Here is a 15,094-nt window from a genome sequence, read left to right as displayed (position 1 = left end):
ATCTTACAAGAAATTCATAGCAAGCAGTGCTGAATGAAGGGGAAGCCATTTAATTTTCTAGTTATCAAAAAAGAGTTTGAATAAATAAGCAGCAAAATAAAAAAATACTTGAACAATTTGGGATTTGGCGCATTCTTATGGAAGTAATTGCCTTAGTAAAAGAAATACTAAGCACTAAAATGAAAACGATAATAATCAGGGAAACATGACATGAATATGAAATTATTAACGGTTGCACTGCTGAGTTCTAGTTTGTTGCTTACAGCTTGTAATGATGATGACGACAATAATTCGTTTGTACCGAAGCCAGGCATTCCAGAAAATAATATTAAAAATCCTGTGGTTGGTATGCCTGTTGCCTATACCAAAACAGACTTTGGTGCCGTGGCTGCAGAAAGTTCAGTCATGACGTATAAAATGTTAGGACAAAATGGTAAAGAGACCATGGCGACCACGCTATTATTTGTACCTGGTGGGCCAACACCAGCAGGTGGTTGGAAAATTGTTGCATGGGCACATGGTACTACTGGTGTTGCTGATCAATGTGCACCAAGTCGTAATATAACCAATCCTGTTATTCAAAACATGATTAGCCAATTTTTGGAAGCAGGTTATGTGGTGGTTGCACCTGATTATGAAGGTTTGGGAGAGCCAAGCGGTCGTGAGTTGCATCCTTTCCTAAATGTAAAAAGTGAAGCTTATTCGATTACAGATGCAGTGGTTGCTGCACGATCTTATTTAGCAGGGCAAGGTAAATTAGTTTCACGCCAATGGATGACAGTCGGACATTCTCAAGGTGGGCAAGCCGCATTGGGTGCAGCACAATATGAAAGCCGTGCTAAGCTGGACTATAAGGGGACGGTTGCTGTGGCGCCTGCCTCTAATTTAGCTGCGATTTTGGTGAATGGTAATGCGTCAGTTGAAAATGCACCTTTAGCGCAAAAAGTTGGTATGTATGCCCAACTAGATACATTTACCGCTTTGATCACGGCCGGTTTAAGAAATATTGAACCAAGTTTTAATTACGCTAATGTTTTTAAAACTCCAACTGATTTGATAGCAAAACAAGCAGAATCAGATTGCTTTGACGTATTAGGTCAGAAATTTGGGGCAGCGATGTTGGATTATGCGAGTAAAAACAATAATAGTTTAACCAATTATCCACGTACCCAGACTAATTTTATGACAGTTCCTTTGGTCAAAACGTTCTTGGATACTGATTCCCAGCCGGCTCAGGTGAAACTGGATCAACCAGTGATCATTTATCAGGGAGCGAAAGATACAACAGTTCCTAAAGCTGCAACGGATGCATTGGTATCTACGGCCCAAAACAAAGGGTCAAAAATCCAGTACATAACCAATACTGAATGGGATCATGGTACAGCTTATGGGCTGAATATCGTTAGTATTGTGAATGATGTAAAAGCGGCGATGCCTGCAAATAATTAAGAGACGAGATAAGCCCGATTTATTTTTTACAAGGTAAGTTGGGCTGTTTATTTAATTTCTAATGATCTGTGTTTCCCAACCATCATATTTAGCATTAAATTGTTGAGCTAATTTACTTAGTTGTGTAGTACATTCATCAATAGATTGTTGATTCACAGAATCTTTTCTGGAAATTTGTAGTTGATAATGAAAGTTTTCACTTTCTTCAACTTGACCTTGCTGAATAACTTCAAAGCCTAAAGATTGAATTGTTTTTGAAAAAACAGTTCGGTCTGTGTCACTTTGGAAGTAAATCCAGTGATCTACAGGACGTTCAACTTCAAGATTATCTCCATGGTTTAAAAGTTTTTCAATGACAGATCTATTCGAAATGGATTGCATGATTTCTTCAGTCGGATACATATAATCGAAATAGGTTGACCAATTAGAATCAGCTTTTTGGTCAAAATGATAACTATAGTCTGGATAAGATTGCATAATTTTATGAATAATAGGGTCTACATCTATTCCATCTTGGCAATAAAAGTAAAAATATCTCAAATGATTATGAGTCAAACGGCCAACATAGAGGGTAGGGAGTCTTGTGGTAAGTGCAGGAATGATTTGATCCTCTATTTCGATCAGATGATCAAATTCCTCACTGGAAGATAGGCCATCTTCTCTTGAATGGTTCATCTGAATCTCAACCCTCAGTAAGGTTGATCTATCTGATATCGGTGCAATTCTCGTTAAAGCTAGATTGAGAAAATAACTTGCAGGTTGCCCATCTATATCGCACATATAAAAATCCCAATTTTCTGGAACTTCTTGTAATTGATTGGTGGATTCTTTCATGGTTGTATGATTCTTATTCGGCCAAAATTTATCTATTAATCCCATTCAGATACCCTTTTTTATTTGAGCTGTTAGCATAACAAGTAAGATGAGTAAAATTCACGAATAATTAAATAAATATCAATCTGTGAAACCATAAACTTCGTGCTACAATATGCACCAATCTTTAGCACGGCTTAAAAGCCCTAATTCATAGGACCCTCCGCTAATGTTTGCCAATATCTCTATTGCTGAATTTGATCCAGAATTAGCTCAAGCGATTGCTTCTGAAGGCGTACGCCAAGAAGCACATATCGAGTTAATCGCATCTGAAAACTATTGCTCACCAGCTGTAATGGAAGCACAAGGATCAAAACTTACTAACAAATATGCAGAAGGCTATCCTGGCAAACGCTACTATGGCGGTTGTGAATATGTGGATGTGATTGAACAACTTGCAATTGATCGTGCAAAAGAGTTGTTCGGTGCAGACTATGCAAACGTTCAGCCACATGCGGGTTCGCAAGCAAACTCTGCGGTTTACCTAGCACTTCTTAATCCAGGTGATACTGTTCTTGGTATGAGCTTGGCTCACGGTGGTCACTTGACTCACGGTGCTAAAGTAAGCTTCTCTGGTAAAACATATAATGCTGTTCAGTATGGTTTAAATACTGAAACTGGCGAAATTGATTATGAAGAAGTAGAGCGTCTAGCATTGGAACACAAGCCACGCATGATCGTTGCTGGTTTCTCTGCATATAGTCAAATTGTTGATTGGCAGCGTTTCCGTGACATCGCAGACAAAGTAGGTGCATACCTTTTTGTTGATATGGCGCATGTTGCTGGTTTAGTTGCTGCGGGTGTATATCCTAACCCAGTGCAAATTGCAGACGTAACAACAACGACAACGCATAAAACACTTCGTGGTCCACGTTCTGGTTTAATCCTTGCTAAAGCAAATGAAGAAATCGAGAAGAAACTTCAATCTGCTGTATTCCCAGGCAACCAAGGTGGTCCTTTGATGCATGCGATTGCTGCTAAAGCAATCTGTTTCAAAGAAGCAATGTCTGATGAGTTTAAAACTTACCAGCAACAAGTTGTGAAAAATGCGCAAGCAATGGCTGAAGTATTAATTGCACGTGGTTATGATGTTGTTTCTGGCGGTACAGAAAACCATTTATTCTTATTGTCTTTGATTAAACAAGATGTAACGGGTAAAGAAGTTGATGCTTGGTTAGGCTCAGCGCACATCACTGTAAACAAAAATGCGGTTCCAAATGACCCGCGTTCTCCGTTCGTCACTTCTGGTATCCGTATTGGTACGCCAGCAGTCACGACTCGTGGTTTCGGCGAAGCTGAAGTACGTGAACTTGCAGGTTGGATCGCTGACGTGATCGACAGCAAAGGTGACGAGAAAGTTATCGCTGACGTAAAAGCTAAAGTTGAAGCTGTTTGTGCAAAATTCCCTGTATATGCAAACTAATTTTTTGTATATCTAAAAAAAAGCGCCGTAAGGCGCTTTTTTTATGGATAAAGAAAACCTAAAAATATCAATCATTCCAATCTCACAGCATCATATTGGTGCTTTCTTTTTAAAACTGCACTTTGAACAAGCTAAAAATGATTCTTTAGGTATTACGAATATGAAAAATCGTATTACTTATTTGGCATGTCTTTTGCTTCATAACAAGATAGATAAAGTTGTCTAGGGTTCCGATGTGTCTGTACTGATACATGACTGGTCCGAGAGATAACGGTTCGATAGAACTACACGGAGGGATAAAAGCCCGGGAGGACAGGCATATTGCCATAACGAGGTTAAGCATCCGCAAGAGGTTTGTTATGAATCAATCGTTCTATCACGACAATAAAATACTGTGGCAAGAAATGTTGCCTGGTGGGCATCATTGGTCTAGTCGCATTCAACGTGGGGCAGTTTTACAACTGGAAGCACTGGGGCATGATGCCAATGTGTCTCTATACTGCGTCAATGCCGATGACAAGCTCGAGCACTTTAATATGCCCGATAGCCTGAAAGCACAACATACGGCTTTTCTCTCGACAGGGCATGTTTTGTACTCAGATCTGGGCCGTGTGATGGCCTCCATTATTCAAGATCAACATGGCTGGAATGATGTGTTTTGTGGCCCGAGTACCGCACAGCACATTGCACAAAATTTTGGCAAAAAAAACTTTCAAGATGCGCGTAATGACATGCATCAAAATGGTTTGGATAGTTTATTGGTGGAATTGACCAAGTTTGGTCTAGGCCAAGCAGATCTGAGCGCGACGGTGAATTTATTTTCAAAAGTCCAGCCCGATGATCATGGCCGATTAAGTTATGTCACAGACGACAATCAACAGCAAAAGATCGAATTGCGCTTTGAAATGGATTGTCTGGTTTTTCTTTCTGCGGCACCACATCCACTCGACTCATCCGCACATTATCAACCTGCCGATATCCAACTTCGCCTATTCAAAGCCAATGCCTTAACTGAACAGGATGTCTGTCGGGATTCATGCGCTCAAAATCAGCGTGGTTTTGCCAATAACACACGCTATTACGCATTGTCGAATTAAGGTAGGGAGCGAGAAAATGACAGCATCAGCAAAGATTGAACAGATTGTTTTAGACGAAATTTGCCTTGCAGGCGAAGCATGGATGGGCGAAGTGAAGCAAGGTCAGTACTTCCGCATTATTGATCTGGAAGGGAACCAAGCAGTGGATACCTTATTTATTAGTGCCAACAATGCCGAAGAGCGTTATAGCGCGACCGATACTTTAGTACAAAATCAGCAGCTTTATTTAGAAAAAGGAACGACCTTATTTAGTAATTTTGCCCGTCCTATTGCCAGCATTGTCGATGATAATTGTGGCAGACATGACACCTTAGGGGGCGCATGTTCATGTGAAAGCAATACGGTACGTTATGCACATGATAAATATCCGATGCACAGTTGCCGTAATAATTTCATGTATGCCTTGGCACAGCATCCGATTGCCAAAAAGCATCAGCTCAATGTCCGTCATATTGGGCCCAATATTAACTTTTTTATGAATGTGCCTGTGACTGCAGACGGCCATTTAAAGTTTGAAGATGGAGTTTCGGCGCCGGGTAAATATGTCGAGATCAAAGCGGAAATGGATCTGATCGTTCTGATTTCGAATTGTCCGCAATTGAATAATCCTTGCAATGCCTATAACCCGACAAAAATCCAACTTGTTATACGTGACGTGTGAGGGGGCATAATGTTTAAAAAAGTACTCATCGCCAATCGTGGGGCGATTGCCTGTCGTGTCATTCGTAGCTTAAAAGAACTTGGGATTCAATCTGTTGCTGTCTATTCCGAAGCGGATCGGGATTCCTTACATGTCAGTTTGGCTGATGAAGCGATTTTTATCGGTGATTCAGCTGCACAGCAAAGCTATTTAAATATTGAAAAAATCCTTGCCGCAGCACAGCACACTGGGGCCGAAGCGATTCATCCTGGTTATGGTTTTTTATCGGAAAATGCCGCATTTTGTGATCTGTGCGAGCAACAAGGCATTGCATTTATTGGCCCAACCTCACAGCAAATGCGTGATTTTGGTCTAAAACATACCGCACGTGAATTGGCAATTCAAAACAATGTGCCCTTGCTACCGGGCAGTCAGTTGCTCATCGACTTGGATGATGCATTGCTTCAGGCCGATCAGATTGGCTATCCCGTGATGCTGAAAAGCACCGCAGGCGGTGGCGGTATTGGTATGCGTCTGGTTTGGAATGAACAGGAATTAAAAGAAGCCTATCAAACCGTTTCGTATCTGGCACAGGCGAATTTTAAAGATGCGGGATTGTATCTGGAAAAGTTTGTCGAAAATGCCCGTCATATTGAGGTGCAAATTTTTGGAGATGGTCAGGGCCTTGTCATTGCACTTGGTGAGCGAGATTGTTCCGTACAACGCCGTAACCAAAAGGTGATTGAGGAAACACCCGCACCACATTTGAATGGTGAGCAACGCAATTATATTCAACAGGTTGCCATTCAATTGATGCAGTCGGTGCAGTATCGTTCCGCGGGTACAGTTGAATTTGTGATGGATACCGACACACAGCAGTTCTACTTTTTAGAAGTGAATACACGCTTACAAGTGGAACATGGGGTGACGGAACAGGTTTATGGCGTTGATCTGATCGAATGGATGGTGACCTTGGCCGGTGGAGATTGGCAAGCACCGCAACAGATTGCTGCACCTAAAGGTCATTCGATTCAAGTGCGTTTATATGCTGAAGATCCGATCAAAAACTTTCAACCCAGCGCAGGCTTATTGACCAGCGTCAAATTTGACGCTCAATCACGGGTGGAAACGTGGGTAGAAACAGGCTCGAATGTTTCTTCATTCTATGACCCGATGATTGCAAAGATTATTGTGACGGCAGCAGATCGAGAGCAAGCAATTGCTGCCATGCAAAATAGCCTAAGTAATACGGAAATTGCAGGGATTGAAACCAATCTCGAGTACTTACAGGAAATTATCGCGGGTGAGGTGTTTCAGCAAGGCACACAGACCACCCGTTTCTTGAATCGTTTTGAGTGGAAGACCCAGAAAATAGAGGTGCTGCAAGCAGGGATTCAAACTGCGGTACAAGATGTAAAAGGACGCTTGGGTTATTGGGATGTCGGAGTTCCGCCTTCTGGTGCGATGGATGCATTGAGCTTGAATGTTGCCAATCAATTGTTGAGTAATGCATTTAACAGTTCGGGACTAGAATGTACCTTACTTGGACCGACATTAAAGTTTCATTGTGATAGTCAGATTGCCATCACAGGTGGTGAGATGGAGGCCAGTCTAGATGGTCAACCTGTCGCGATGTGGTCAAGCATCAATGTGCGTAAAGGTCAGGTGTTAAAATGCGGTCGTATCAGTACGGGTTGTCGCAGTTATATTGGGATTAAACATGGATTTAATCTGCCTGCGTATTTGGGCAGTTTAGCAACATTTACCTTGGGGCAATTTGGTGGTCATGCAGGGCGTAACTTACTCATTGGTGATATGTTGCCAATCACTGAGGCGAAAACCGAGCAAACAGTTGCATTAAAACCTGAGCAAATCCCAAGTTTTAAAACTGAATGGGAAATCGCGGTCATGTATGGCCCGCATGGTGCACCTGATTTCTTTACGCCGAATGATATTGCCATGTTTTTTGATCAAGACTGGGAGATTCATTTTAACTCGAGTCGTACTGGTATTCGCTTGATTGGACCGAAACCTGAATGGGCACGGATTGATGGGGGCGAAGCAGGCTTACATCCATCGAATATCCATGACAATGCCTATGCGATTGGTGCAATTGATTTCACTGGAGATATGCCGATTATTTTAGGGCCTGATGGCCCGAGTTTAGGCGGCTTCGTTTGTCCTGCGGTGGTGATTAACTCAGAGTTATGGAAATTAGGACAACTCAAAGCAGGCGATAAAGTCAGATTTATTCCTGTCAGCTATGCACAGGCGCAACAGTTAGAACAACGCTATCAATCCACCTTACAGGATGAAACCACATCACAGCTTAATTTTGAACCGATATTTAAAGCAGAGCCTGTCACTTTAAAAAATGCGGTGTTGGCGACTTTGGATCAAGGCGCGGATAAACCGACGGTGAGCTATCGTCCCGCAGGCAACCAATATCTGTTGGTTGAATATGGTGAACTGGTCTTAGATCTCAATTTACGTTTTCGTATTCATGCCTTGATGCAATGGGTGCAGCAACAAAATATTCAGGGCATCATTGATCTGACTCCAGGCATTCGTTCTTTGCAGATCCATTATGATTCGACGGTCTTAGAGCAACTGGATTTACTCCGCTTGTTACAAGTGGCTGAAAGTGAATTACCTGATATTGAAAATATGCAGGTACCGTCTAGAACTGTGTATTTGCCGTTAGCTTGGGAAGACTCACAAACGCAGCTTGCAACCGAAAAATATACGCAATTGGTTCGTCCAGATGCACCGTGGTGTCCAGATAATATCGAGTTCATTCGCCGTATTAACGGTCTTGCATCTAAGCAAGCAGTAAAAGACGTGGTCTATGACACCGCTTATTTGGTGATGGGTTTGGGTGATGTCTATCTGGGTGCACCTGTTGCCACACCGCTAGACCCGAGACATCGCTTAGTCACCACCAAATATAATCCTGCCCGAACATGGACACCTGAAAATGCGGTCGGAATTGGCGGGGCTTATATGTGTGTTTATGGCATGGAAGGGCCGGGTGGCTATCAATTTGTAGGGCGTACCACACAGGTGTGGAGCCGTTATCGTCAAAATCCGAATTTTGAACCGCACAAGCCGTGGTTGCTCAGATTCTTTGACCAGATCCGTTTTTATGAAGTATCTGAGCCTGAATTATTGGAAATGCGTGAAGACTTTAAAGCAGGACGTTTGCAATTACGGATTGAAGAAGGGGTACTTAATCTCAAAGACTACAATGCTTTTTTGAAAGAAAATGAAAGTAGTATTCAGGCCTTTAAACAGGTTCAACAAAGCAATTTTGAAGACGAGCGCCGTCGATGGCATGAAGCAGGTTTGGCTGAATATGTTTCTGAAAGTATGGATGCGGTACTGGATGATTCAGAAATAACAGTTCCAAGTGGTGGCATGATTGTGGAGTCACATATGCCGGGTTCGGTCTGGAAAATTGAATGTACCGTGGGAGATATTATCGAAGAAGGTGAAACCTTGGCTGTGATTGAAGCAATGAAAATTGAAATCCCAATCCTTGCGCCTGCTAAAATGAAAGTCGACAGTATCTTGATTGATAAAGCGCAAACGGTAAAAACAGGACAGGCATTATTCACGCTAGCACCTGCCGTATAGCAATCAAATTCATGATGCAGAAAAGGCCCTATGATGAAACATCGGGCTTTTTTTATGTGCATTTATTCAGCAATTCACACCGGTTTTTCTACTTTATTTGGCTAAAAAACTGGCATAGATACTGCATTAAATATTACGAATTATAAATTTTGTATTACTAAAGCTGAGGTGGTTATGAAAAAGCAATCAATCCTAATTCAGTATTTAAAAATTACGATGCGCTGTTTTGCCAATTTACTTAGCGTCCGAGCAGGTCTGTATGTAAAGCAAAACCAAGTTTCTAAGCAATAGTCTGATCATTATGAATGCGCGTCCTAAACTGACTCGAATCAGTATTACCGTCCCTGAAAAGACGGTTGAAGCCTTAGATCAAACCATTGTCGAAGAGCATTATGAAAGTCGCTCTCAGGCGATTGTTGACATGATCAATAAGCATTTAATTGCTGAACAGGCACAGAAAAATGCAGTCATGGTCGGCACACTAACCTTGTTGTATGACGCCAGTTGTATGCCGTTGCGTATGCAGCTGTTGGATTTACAGCAAAAATTTTTAGAACAGGTGATCAGTTCATTACATATTCAACTGGATCAACAAAAAATATTGGAAGTCATGCTGTTACAAGGTGGCAGTAATGATCTTAAACAGATTAGTCAGCAATTTACTGCCTTAAAAGGGGTGATTAAAGGGCATCTGGAACTCATGGATGCCGTGATGCCACCCTTACAGCAAAATGAATAGCAAGCGACGACTGCATTCGTATGGTCGCTAAACACGTGGTTTAGATGTGGGCAAAATTTTCAAAAAAGATATGGGGTGATTATGAAGCAAGCAATAGCAACTTTATCCGTTTCAGTTCTGTTTGGGCTGCTCCTTACAGCTTGTGATAATTCGGCCAAGGTGCCAACAGCGGAGAAAGCGACCGAGGCCAAAGACGTGACGTCAACGACTCCAATGACGATTGGTTATAGTGATTGGCCGGGTTGGGTGGCTTGGCAAGTGGCGATTGAAAAGGGCTGGTTAAAAGATGCAGGCTTAAATGTTGACTTTAAATGGTTCGATTATTCAGCTTCAATTTCTGCCTTTGCTGCCAATCAACTGGATGCGGTGTTTATTACCAATGGCGATAATTTGGTGAATGCCTCGGGGGGAAGCAAGGGCATGATCATTATGGTCACAGATTATTCTGCGGGTAATGATGTGATTATTGCCAAAAATGGTATTAACAGCATTCAGGATTTAAAAGGGAAATCGATCGCAACGGAAAAAGGCTTGGTCGATCACCTGCTATTATCGACAGCTTTGACCGATGCCAAGATTCCATTTTCAGATATCAAACTGGTCAATTCAGTGACCAATGAACTGCCTCAAGTGTTTAGCAGTCAGGATATTGCTGCAATTGCAGTTTGGCAACCTGTTGCCAATCAAGCCCTAAAAGCCGTTGCAGGTTCCAGGATTATTTACAGTTCCAAGGATAAACCTGGCTTGATCTACGATACCTTGGCGGTAAATCCAAGTCATTTATCAACGCATAAAGAAGACTGGAAAAAGCTGATTCAAGTGTGGGATAAAACGGTGAAGTATATCCAAGACCCTGCAACGCATGCTGATGCCGTAAAAATCATGGCCAACCGTGTCGGTGTTGACCCTCAGCAATATGAGCAATTTATTGAGGGGACGCATTTACTGGATATTGCTGCGAATAAGAAAGTGTTCCAGAAAGGTACAGGCTTTGACTCGATTTATGGTTCGACTTATCACGTCAATCAATTCAATGTCAGTAACGGCATTTATAAAACTGAAGTCGATGTAGATGGCTTGATTTATCCAGCTTTGGTGGATGAGTTGAAATAAAGAATCTTTTTATAAATAAGGGGCTACTGTAATTCCAGAGAGATGATGGAGTTGTTGAATGTTAAATAAGACTTATCTGCCTATATTATTTTGTTCTGCGATTTTATTTGTAGGTTGTGATAATACCGCCAAGATTCCACAACCCAATAAAGACAGTATAGCCCCTCAAAAAGATCAGCCTATTACGATTGCCTATAGTGAGTGGCCTGGTTCTTTGGCTTGGCAAATTGCTCAAGATAAGGGATGGTTTAAAGAGGCAGGTCTAAATGTTGAATTGAAATGGTTTGATTATTCAGCATCATTACAAGCATTTATGGCAAATAAACTTGATGCAGTTGTAGTGGCGAACGGTGATAACTTTATTTTGTCGACAGGTGGTGCTCGCCCTGCCATTATCATGGCGCATGATTATTCTGCAGGGAATGATGTCATCATTGCGAAATCAGGCATAACTTCATTACAGGATTTAAAAGGTAAAACGATTGCATTGGAAAAAGGCTTGGTCAGCGATTTACTATTTACTACAGCGATGCAGGACGCGGGTCTTAATCCTAAGGATGTCAAAGTCACCAATGCAGCAACCAATGAGCTTCCACAAATTTTTCAATCTTCTGATATTGCTGCGATCGCCTTGTGGCAGCCGATCGCGCATCAAGCTTTGGCGAGTGTTCCCGATGCGAAAATTATCTATGACTCCAGTAAAAAACCTGGACTGATTTACGATACGTTGTCGGTGAATCAAGTACATTTGCAACAACATAGAGAGGAATGGAAAAAATCATTCAGATATGGGATAGAACGGTGAATTATATTAATGATCCTGCTACCCGTCAGGATGCGATTCATCTCATGGCGAAACGCGCTTCGATTAATCCAGTTGCATACGAGCGGATTATGAAAGGAACAAAGCTACTTAATCTTGCTGAAAATAAACGTATTTTTCAGAAAGGATCGGGGTTTGATTCGATTTATGGTGCTTCTTACTACGTCAACCAATTTAATCTTCGACAGGGTCTATATGCCCAAAGTCCAGTGGTTGATCAGTTAATTAATCCGAATCTGATTGAGGAGTTGCCATAATTTTTTCCAGTTTTGATGACGAAAATAAAGGCTGATTATTCAGCCTTTGGTTGTTGGTGAAATAGGCTTAATTTATTGGAATGATCCAAAGCTTATCAATGTCGTGTGCCGTGATCCATAATAGATGGTCGCAAGTGCAAATTGCACCGCTTCCTGCTGCTTGTTCATATTGAAAAACCCTTAAAATTACTCCTGAGTGTTCATCTATTTCAATCAGCGGAATATGGGTGGTGCGAATCCAGATTTTGCCATGACTTGCATGTATATCGCCACCATCACCGCATGCCAATGGAGGTAGTTGAATGGTTTTGATGCACAAGTTTGAATGAGGATCAATTTGGCTGACTGTGCCATGTGTTTGATTCAGTGTCCAAATCGCTTGTTTACTGGCGCAGAGAAACCATGGTTGTTGGTCAACCAGAATACAGTGGCTGACTTGTTTAGTGAATGGATCGATTCTTTGAACGCTGTTCTGTTTGGGATTGGTGAGCCAAAGTGAATTAAAAGCATAGCAAAGATTATATGACTCGGCTAAGACTTGGACGTGATGAGAGATGCGATTATTGACTGGGTCAATTTGGCAAATCAAACCATTCGCGCAAGCAACCCAGACACCATTGGGGTCAGCAGCTAAGCTAAATTCACCACTTAAATCTGCTAAACCAGTTGGAATAACACTAAGTACTTGACCTGAATCTGCATCGACACGGTAAATGGACTGAGTGGATAAGCTTGCGACCCAAATTGAATCAAAAGCATAAACTGGAATACCAGCAGCAGTTGGGACTGCTGCTTGATAGATAGGGGTAAATTGATCAAAAGAGAATTTTTGTAAAGTGTTTTGATTCGTCGCCCAAACAAACTGGTGATCTGTGGTTACAAAATCAATAAAACCAGCAATATCTCGACTTTGTAGGGCGACTTCTTCCATATACACATATTTCATATATGCCTCTAAATCAAAAAATTATGCAAAACGAGGCTTATTCATTATGAGAATGTTTACCAAAGTTTAGATTTGGTCCCGTTAACGTGATCTCACCACGTTGAATCATCCTTTGCATATAACCAAAGACTTTGGCGCTGACTTCAAAAAGATGTTGGCCTGCGATCACTGGGGGATATTTTTTCACAGCTTCAGGTGTTGCAAATTGAGGGAGGGGTTGAATGACAACATCATAGTCACAAGCAAAAAATAAAGGAAAAGCATAACGTTCTTCACTGACCTTCCTTACCCGATGAGAGGTCGCTATAAATCGTCCTCCGCTGAGTGCTTCGATCATATCCCCAATATTAACGACGAATGCGTTTTCAATTGGTGGTGCATCAATCCATTTTCCTTCCGAGTTGACGACTTCTAGTCCGGGTGCTGTTGGCAATAAGATTGTGAACAGTTCCATATCTGTATGTGCGCCAAAGCCAAGTGTATCTTCTATATCAGGATTGTAGGCATAGTGCATTAAGCGTAGCTGAGAAGTTGGCTTATTGACTAAACGATTTAGATCATTTGCGTTGAGTCCTAATGCCAATTCAAAACCACGGAGTAAGGTGCGTCCCAATTGAATGATGGCCTGATAATATGCATCAACATCTGTTTTAAAATTTGGAAGATCTGCCCAGACATTGCTGCCATGCATTGGTTTTCCCACAACTACATCAGGATCATCTTCTGGGAGGTCCCAGCTTAAATCAAAGGCTTCTTTATTATCGGTTTTATTGATGCTTCTATCGATCTCTACACTATTTTGCATCTCAGTACGTTCTTCACCAGGCGGGACATAGCCCCGATGTTTAATACCGAAATTTCCTGCATAGTATTTCATTTTCTCTGTTGTCGGCAGAGCAAAGAAAGCTTTTGCTTGGGACTTTAACTTATCAATCTGTGCCTTTTGAATATGATGGCCTGTAATATAGAAAAAACCGACATGTTCAGCAGCATAACCCAGTTCATCTGCCACTTTTTGTTGAATGGCGGGATCAGCACTATATAAACCAGTGATATCGATGACTGGTATATGGTCAAATGCTCGATTGGAAAGCGTGTGTTTTTCTTCTGTAATTATATCATTCATAGATCGTGCTCACTTTTCCAAGATTGGTCGTCCAACCTTTAGTTTTAAGCTGTTGATACAGGTCGTCCTGAAGCTTCATATCTAATCGTTGTTAGTCACTATGACTGACAGGTGTCATACGTGGAATCTGAGGTAAATCCTGCAAAGCGGGATCTACCGCTTCTTCTTGGTGATGTACCAACAGATCAACCCGCTGCCGTAGTTGTTTAAATTCAGGCGACTGCATCAATTCCATGCTTCGTGGGCGTGGTAAATTGACTTCGATAATTTCTTTGACTTTCCCAGGATTGGCTTTTAAGGCTACAATTCGATCTGCCAGTAAAATGGCTTCATCCATATCATGCGTGACAAATAAAATAGTGATATCAATGTTTTGCCACAAGTCCATGAGATGCTTTTGCATTTTTTGTCGGGTGTAGGGGTCAAGTGCGCCAAAAGGCTCATCCATGAGTAAAATCTTGGGTTCATTGACTAGGGCACGGGCAATGGCGACACGCTGTTTCATCCCACCAGAAAGCTCATGCGGGAACTGATTTTCATATTTTTCTAAGCCAATAATATTGATCCATTCACGTGCCATTTCTTCGGCACGGGTTTGACTGATACCTTTCATTAAGGGGCCAAACATCACATTTTCTTTGACGGTTTTCCATGGAAATAAGGTATAGCCTTGAAACACCATGCCACGTTCCGAACTTGGGCCTTTAATCTTTTGCCCTTCAACTAGAACTTCACCACTGTGGTAGTCATCTAGGCCTGCAACCACTCGGCTTAAGGTTGATTTTCCACAACCTGAAGGACCAATCACACAGACAAACTCACGTTTATGAATACGCAAATCAATCTGATTCAGTACGGTTCGTTCAGATGTGCCATGCTGAAAAATTTGCGTTAGTTGCTTGGTTTCCAACATTACGGGACGCGTATAAATATGCTCAAAATATGCTTTAGCATCAAAAAGATCAGTCATAT

Annotated in this window: 13 protein-coding genes, 1 pseudogene and 1 riboswitch; of the genes and pseudogenes, 10 read left to right on the top strand and 4 right to left on the bottom strand. The window is 41.7% G+C overall.

What is annotated here, in order from left to right; translation table 11 throughout:
* Window positions 1-210: 210 nt before the first annotated feature.
* A complete protein-coding gene (locus F896_RS08260; protein ID WP_016163994.1) occupies window positions 211-1,449 on the top strand; it encodes an alpha/beta hydrolase in 1,239 nt (412 codons plus the stop codon).
* A 51-nt stretch (window positions 1,450-1,500) separates the two neighbouring features.
* Here the strand turns inward: F896_RS08260 and F896_RS08265 are convergent, their stop codons facing one another.
* Window positions 1,501-2,328 carry a DUF695 domain-containing protein gene (locus F896_RS08265; RefSeq protein ID WP_016163993.1) on the bottom strand — a complete coding sequence of 276 codons (828 nt, stop codon included), beginning with the start codon at window positions 2,326-2,328 and terminating at the stop codon, window positions 1,501-1,503.
* A 163-nt stretch (window positions 2,329-2,491) separates the two neighbouring features.
* Here F896_RS08265 and glyA point away from each other — a divergent pair, with 163 nt between their 5' ends.
* The 9 genes and pseudogenes from glyA to F896_RS0119910 all read left to right on the top strand — a co-directional run bounded on the left by glyA (window position 2,492) and on the right by F896_RS0119910 (window position 12,050).
* Complete coding sequence (gene glyA / locus F896_RS08270) at window positions 2,492-3,745, top strand: serine hydroxymethyltransferase (protein ID WP_005313196.1); 1,254 nt, start codon at window positions 2,492-2,494, stop codon at window positions 3,743-3,745.
* Between the two features lie 43 nt (window positions 3,746-3,788).
* Window positions 3,789-3,971, top strand: coding sequence for a hypothetical protein (locus F896_RS20820; protein ID WP_016163992.1), 183 nt, complete (start codon window positions 3,789-3,791; stop codon window positions 3,969-3,971).
* A riboswitch (guanidine-I (ykkC/yxkD leader) is annotated at window positions 3,957-4,058 on the top strand. It overlaps the preceding gene by 15 nt.
* A gap of 46 nt (window positions 4,059-4,104) precedes the next feature.
* Window positions 4,105-4,842 (top strand): urea amidolyase associated protein UAAP1, encoded by a 738-nt coding sequence (locus F896_RS08280; RefSeq protein WP_016163991.1) that lies wholly within the window; start codon window positions 4,105-4,107, stop codon window positions 4,840-4,842.
* Window positions 4,843-4,858: 16 nt separating this feature from the next.
* Complete coding sequence (locus F896_RS08285; RefSeq protein WP_016163990.1) at window positions 4,859-5,503, top strand: urea amidolyase associated protein UAAP2; 645 nt, start codon at window positions 4,859-4,861, stop codon at window positions 5,501-5,503.
* Window positions 5,504-5,512: 9 nt separating this feature from the next.
* Window positions 5,513-9,118, top strand: a complete 3,606-nt coding sequence (gene uca, locus F896_RS08290; RefSeq protein ID WP_016163989.1) for an urea carboxylase — start codon at window positions 5,513-5,515, stop codon at window positions 9,116-9,118.
* A gap of 174 nt (window positions 9,119-9,292) precedes the next feature.
* Window positions 9,293-9,409: a hypothetical protein gene (locus F896_RS21450; RefSeq protein ID WP_016163988.1), complete on the top strand. Its 117-nt coding sequence runs from the start codon at window positions 9,293-9,295 to the stop codon at window positions 9,407-9,409.
* A 10-nt stretch (window positions 9,410-9,419) separates the two neighbouring features.
* Window positions 9,420-9,857 (top strand): CopG family ribbon-helix-helix protein, encoded by a 438-nt coding sequence (locus tag F896_RS08295; protein ID WP_016163987.1) that lies wholly within the window; start codon window positions 9,420-9,422, stop codon window positions 9,855-9,857.
* A gap of 81 nt (window positions 9,858-9,938) precedes the next feature.
* Window positions 9,939-10,970, top strand: a complete 1,032-nt coding sequence (locus F896_RS08300) for an ABC transporter substrate-binding protein (protein WP_016163986.1) — start codon at window positions 9,939-9,941, stop codon at window positions 10,968-10,970.
* A gap of 58 nt (window positions 10,971-11,028) precedes the next feature.
* Window positions 11,029-12,050 (top strand): annotated as a pseudogene (locus F896_RS0119910) (ABC transporter substrate-binding protein).
* A 67-nt stretch (window positions 12,051-12,117) separates the two neighbouring features.
* On the opposite strand, the gene F896_RS08305 reads toward F896_RS0119910, so the two are convergent.
* From F896_RS08305 to F896_RS08315, 3 genes are all read right to left on the bottom strand, one after another.
* Complete coding sequence (locus tag F896_RS08305; RefSeq protein WP_016163983.1) at window positions 12,118-12,996, bottom strand: Vgb family protein; 879 nt, start codon at window positions 12,994-12,996, stop codon at window positions 12,118-12,120.
* Between the two features lie 37 nt (window positions 12,997-13,033).
* Complete coding sequence (locus tag F896_RS08310) at window positions 13,034-14,122, bottom strand: isopenicillin N synthase family dioxygenase (protein ID WP_016163982.1); 1,089 nt, start codon at window positions 14,120-14,122, stop codon at window positions 13,034-13,036.
* A 91-nt stretch (window positions 14,123-14,213) separates the two neighbouring features.
* Entirely contained in the window at window positions 14,214-15,092 is an 879-nt protein-coding gene (locus tag F896_RS08315) for an ABC transporter ATP-binding protein (protein WP_016163981.1), read from the bottom strand.
* Window positions 15,093-15,094: the final 2 nt, after the last annotated feature.

Source organism: Acinetobacter genomosp. 15BJ (assembly GCF_000400715.1).
Lineage (GTDB): Bacteria > Pseudomonadota > Gammaproteobacteria > Pseudomonadales > Moraxellaceae > Acinetobacter.
Note: the sequence above shows the minus strand (reverse complement) of the source record. Positions and strands in the feature narration are given on the sequence as shown.

Bases quoted from the DNA above. Each gene is read 5' to 3' on its own strand.
- glyA (WP_005313196.1), top strand. From the start codon at position 2,492: ATGTTTGCCAATATCTCTATTGCTGAATTTGATCCAGAATTAGCTCAA.
- F896_RS08285 (WP_016163990.1), top strand. From the start codon at position 4,859: ATGACAGCATCAGCAAAGATTGAACAGATTGTTTTAGACGAAATTTGC.
- F896_RS08280 (WP_016163991.1), top strand. From the start codon at position 4,105: ATGAATCAATCGTTCTATCACGACAATAAAATACTGTGGCAAGAAATG.
- F896_RS08295 (WP_016163987.1), top strand. From the start codon at position 9,420: ATGAATGCGCGTCCTAAACTGACTCGAATCAGTATTACCGTCCCTGAA.
- F896_RS08315 (WP_016163981.1), bottom strand. From the start codon at position 15,092: ATGACTGATCTTTTTGATGCTAAAGCATATTTTGAGCATATTTATACG.
- F896_RS08265 (WP_016163993.1), bottom strand. From the start codon at position 2,328: ATGGGATTAATAGATAAATTTTGGCCGAATAAGAATCATACAACCATG.
- F896_RS21450 (WP_016163988.1), top strand. From the start codon at position 9,293: ATGAAAAAGCAATCAATCCTAATTCAGTATTTAAAAATTACGATGCGC.
- F896_RS08305 (WP_016163983.1), bottom strand. From the start codon at position 12,996: ATGAAATATGTGTATATGGAAGAAGTCGCCCTACAAAGTCGAGATATT.
- F896_RS08310 (WP_016163982.1), bottom strand. From the start codon at position 14,122: ATGAATGATATAATTACAGAAGAAAAACACACGCTTTCCAATCGAGCA.
- F896_RS08300 (WP_016163986.1), top strand. From the start codon at position 9,939: ATGAAGCAAGCAATAGCAACTTTATCCGTTTCAGTTCTGTTTGGGCTG.
- F896_RS08260 (WP_016163994.1), top strand. From the start codon at position 211: ATGAATATGAAATTATTAACGGTTGCACTGCTGAGTTCTAGTTTGTTG.
- F896_RS20820 (WP_016163992.1), top strand. From the start codon at position 3,789: ATGGATAAAGAAAACCTAAAAATATCAATCATTCCAATCTCACAGCAT.
- uca (WP_016163989.1), top strand. From the start codon at position 5,513: ATGTTTAAAAAAGTACTCATCGCCAATCGTGGGGCGATTGCCTGTCGT.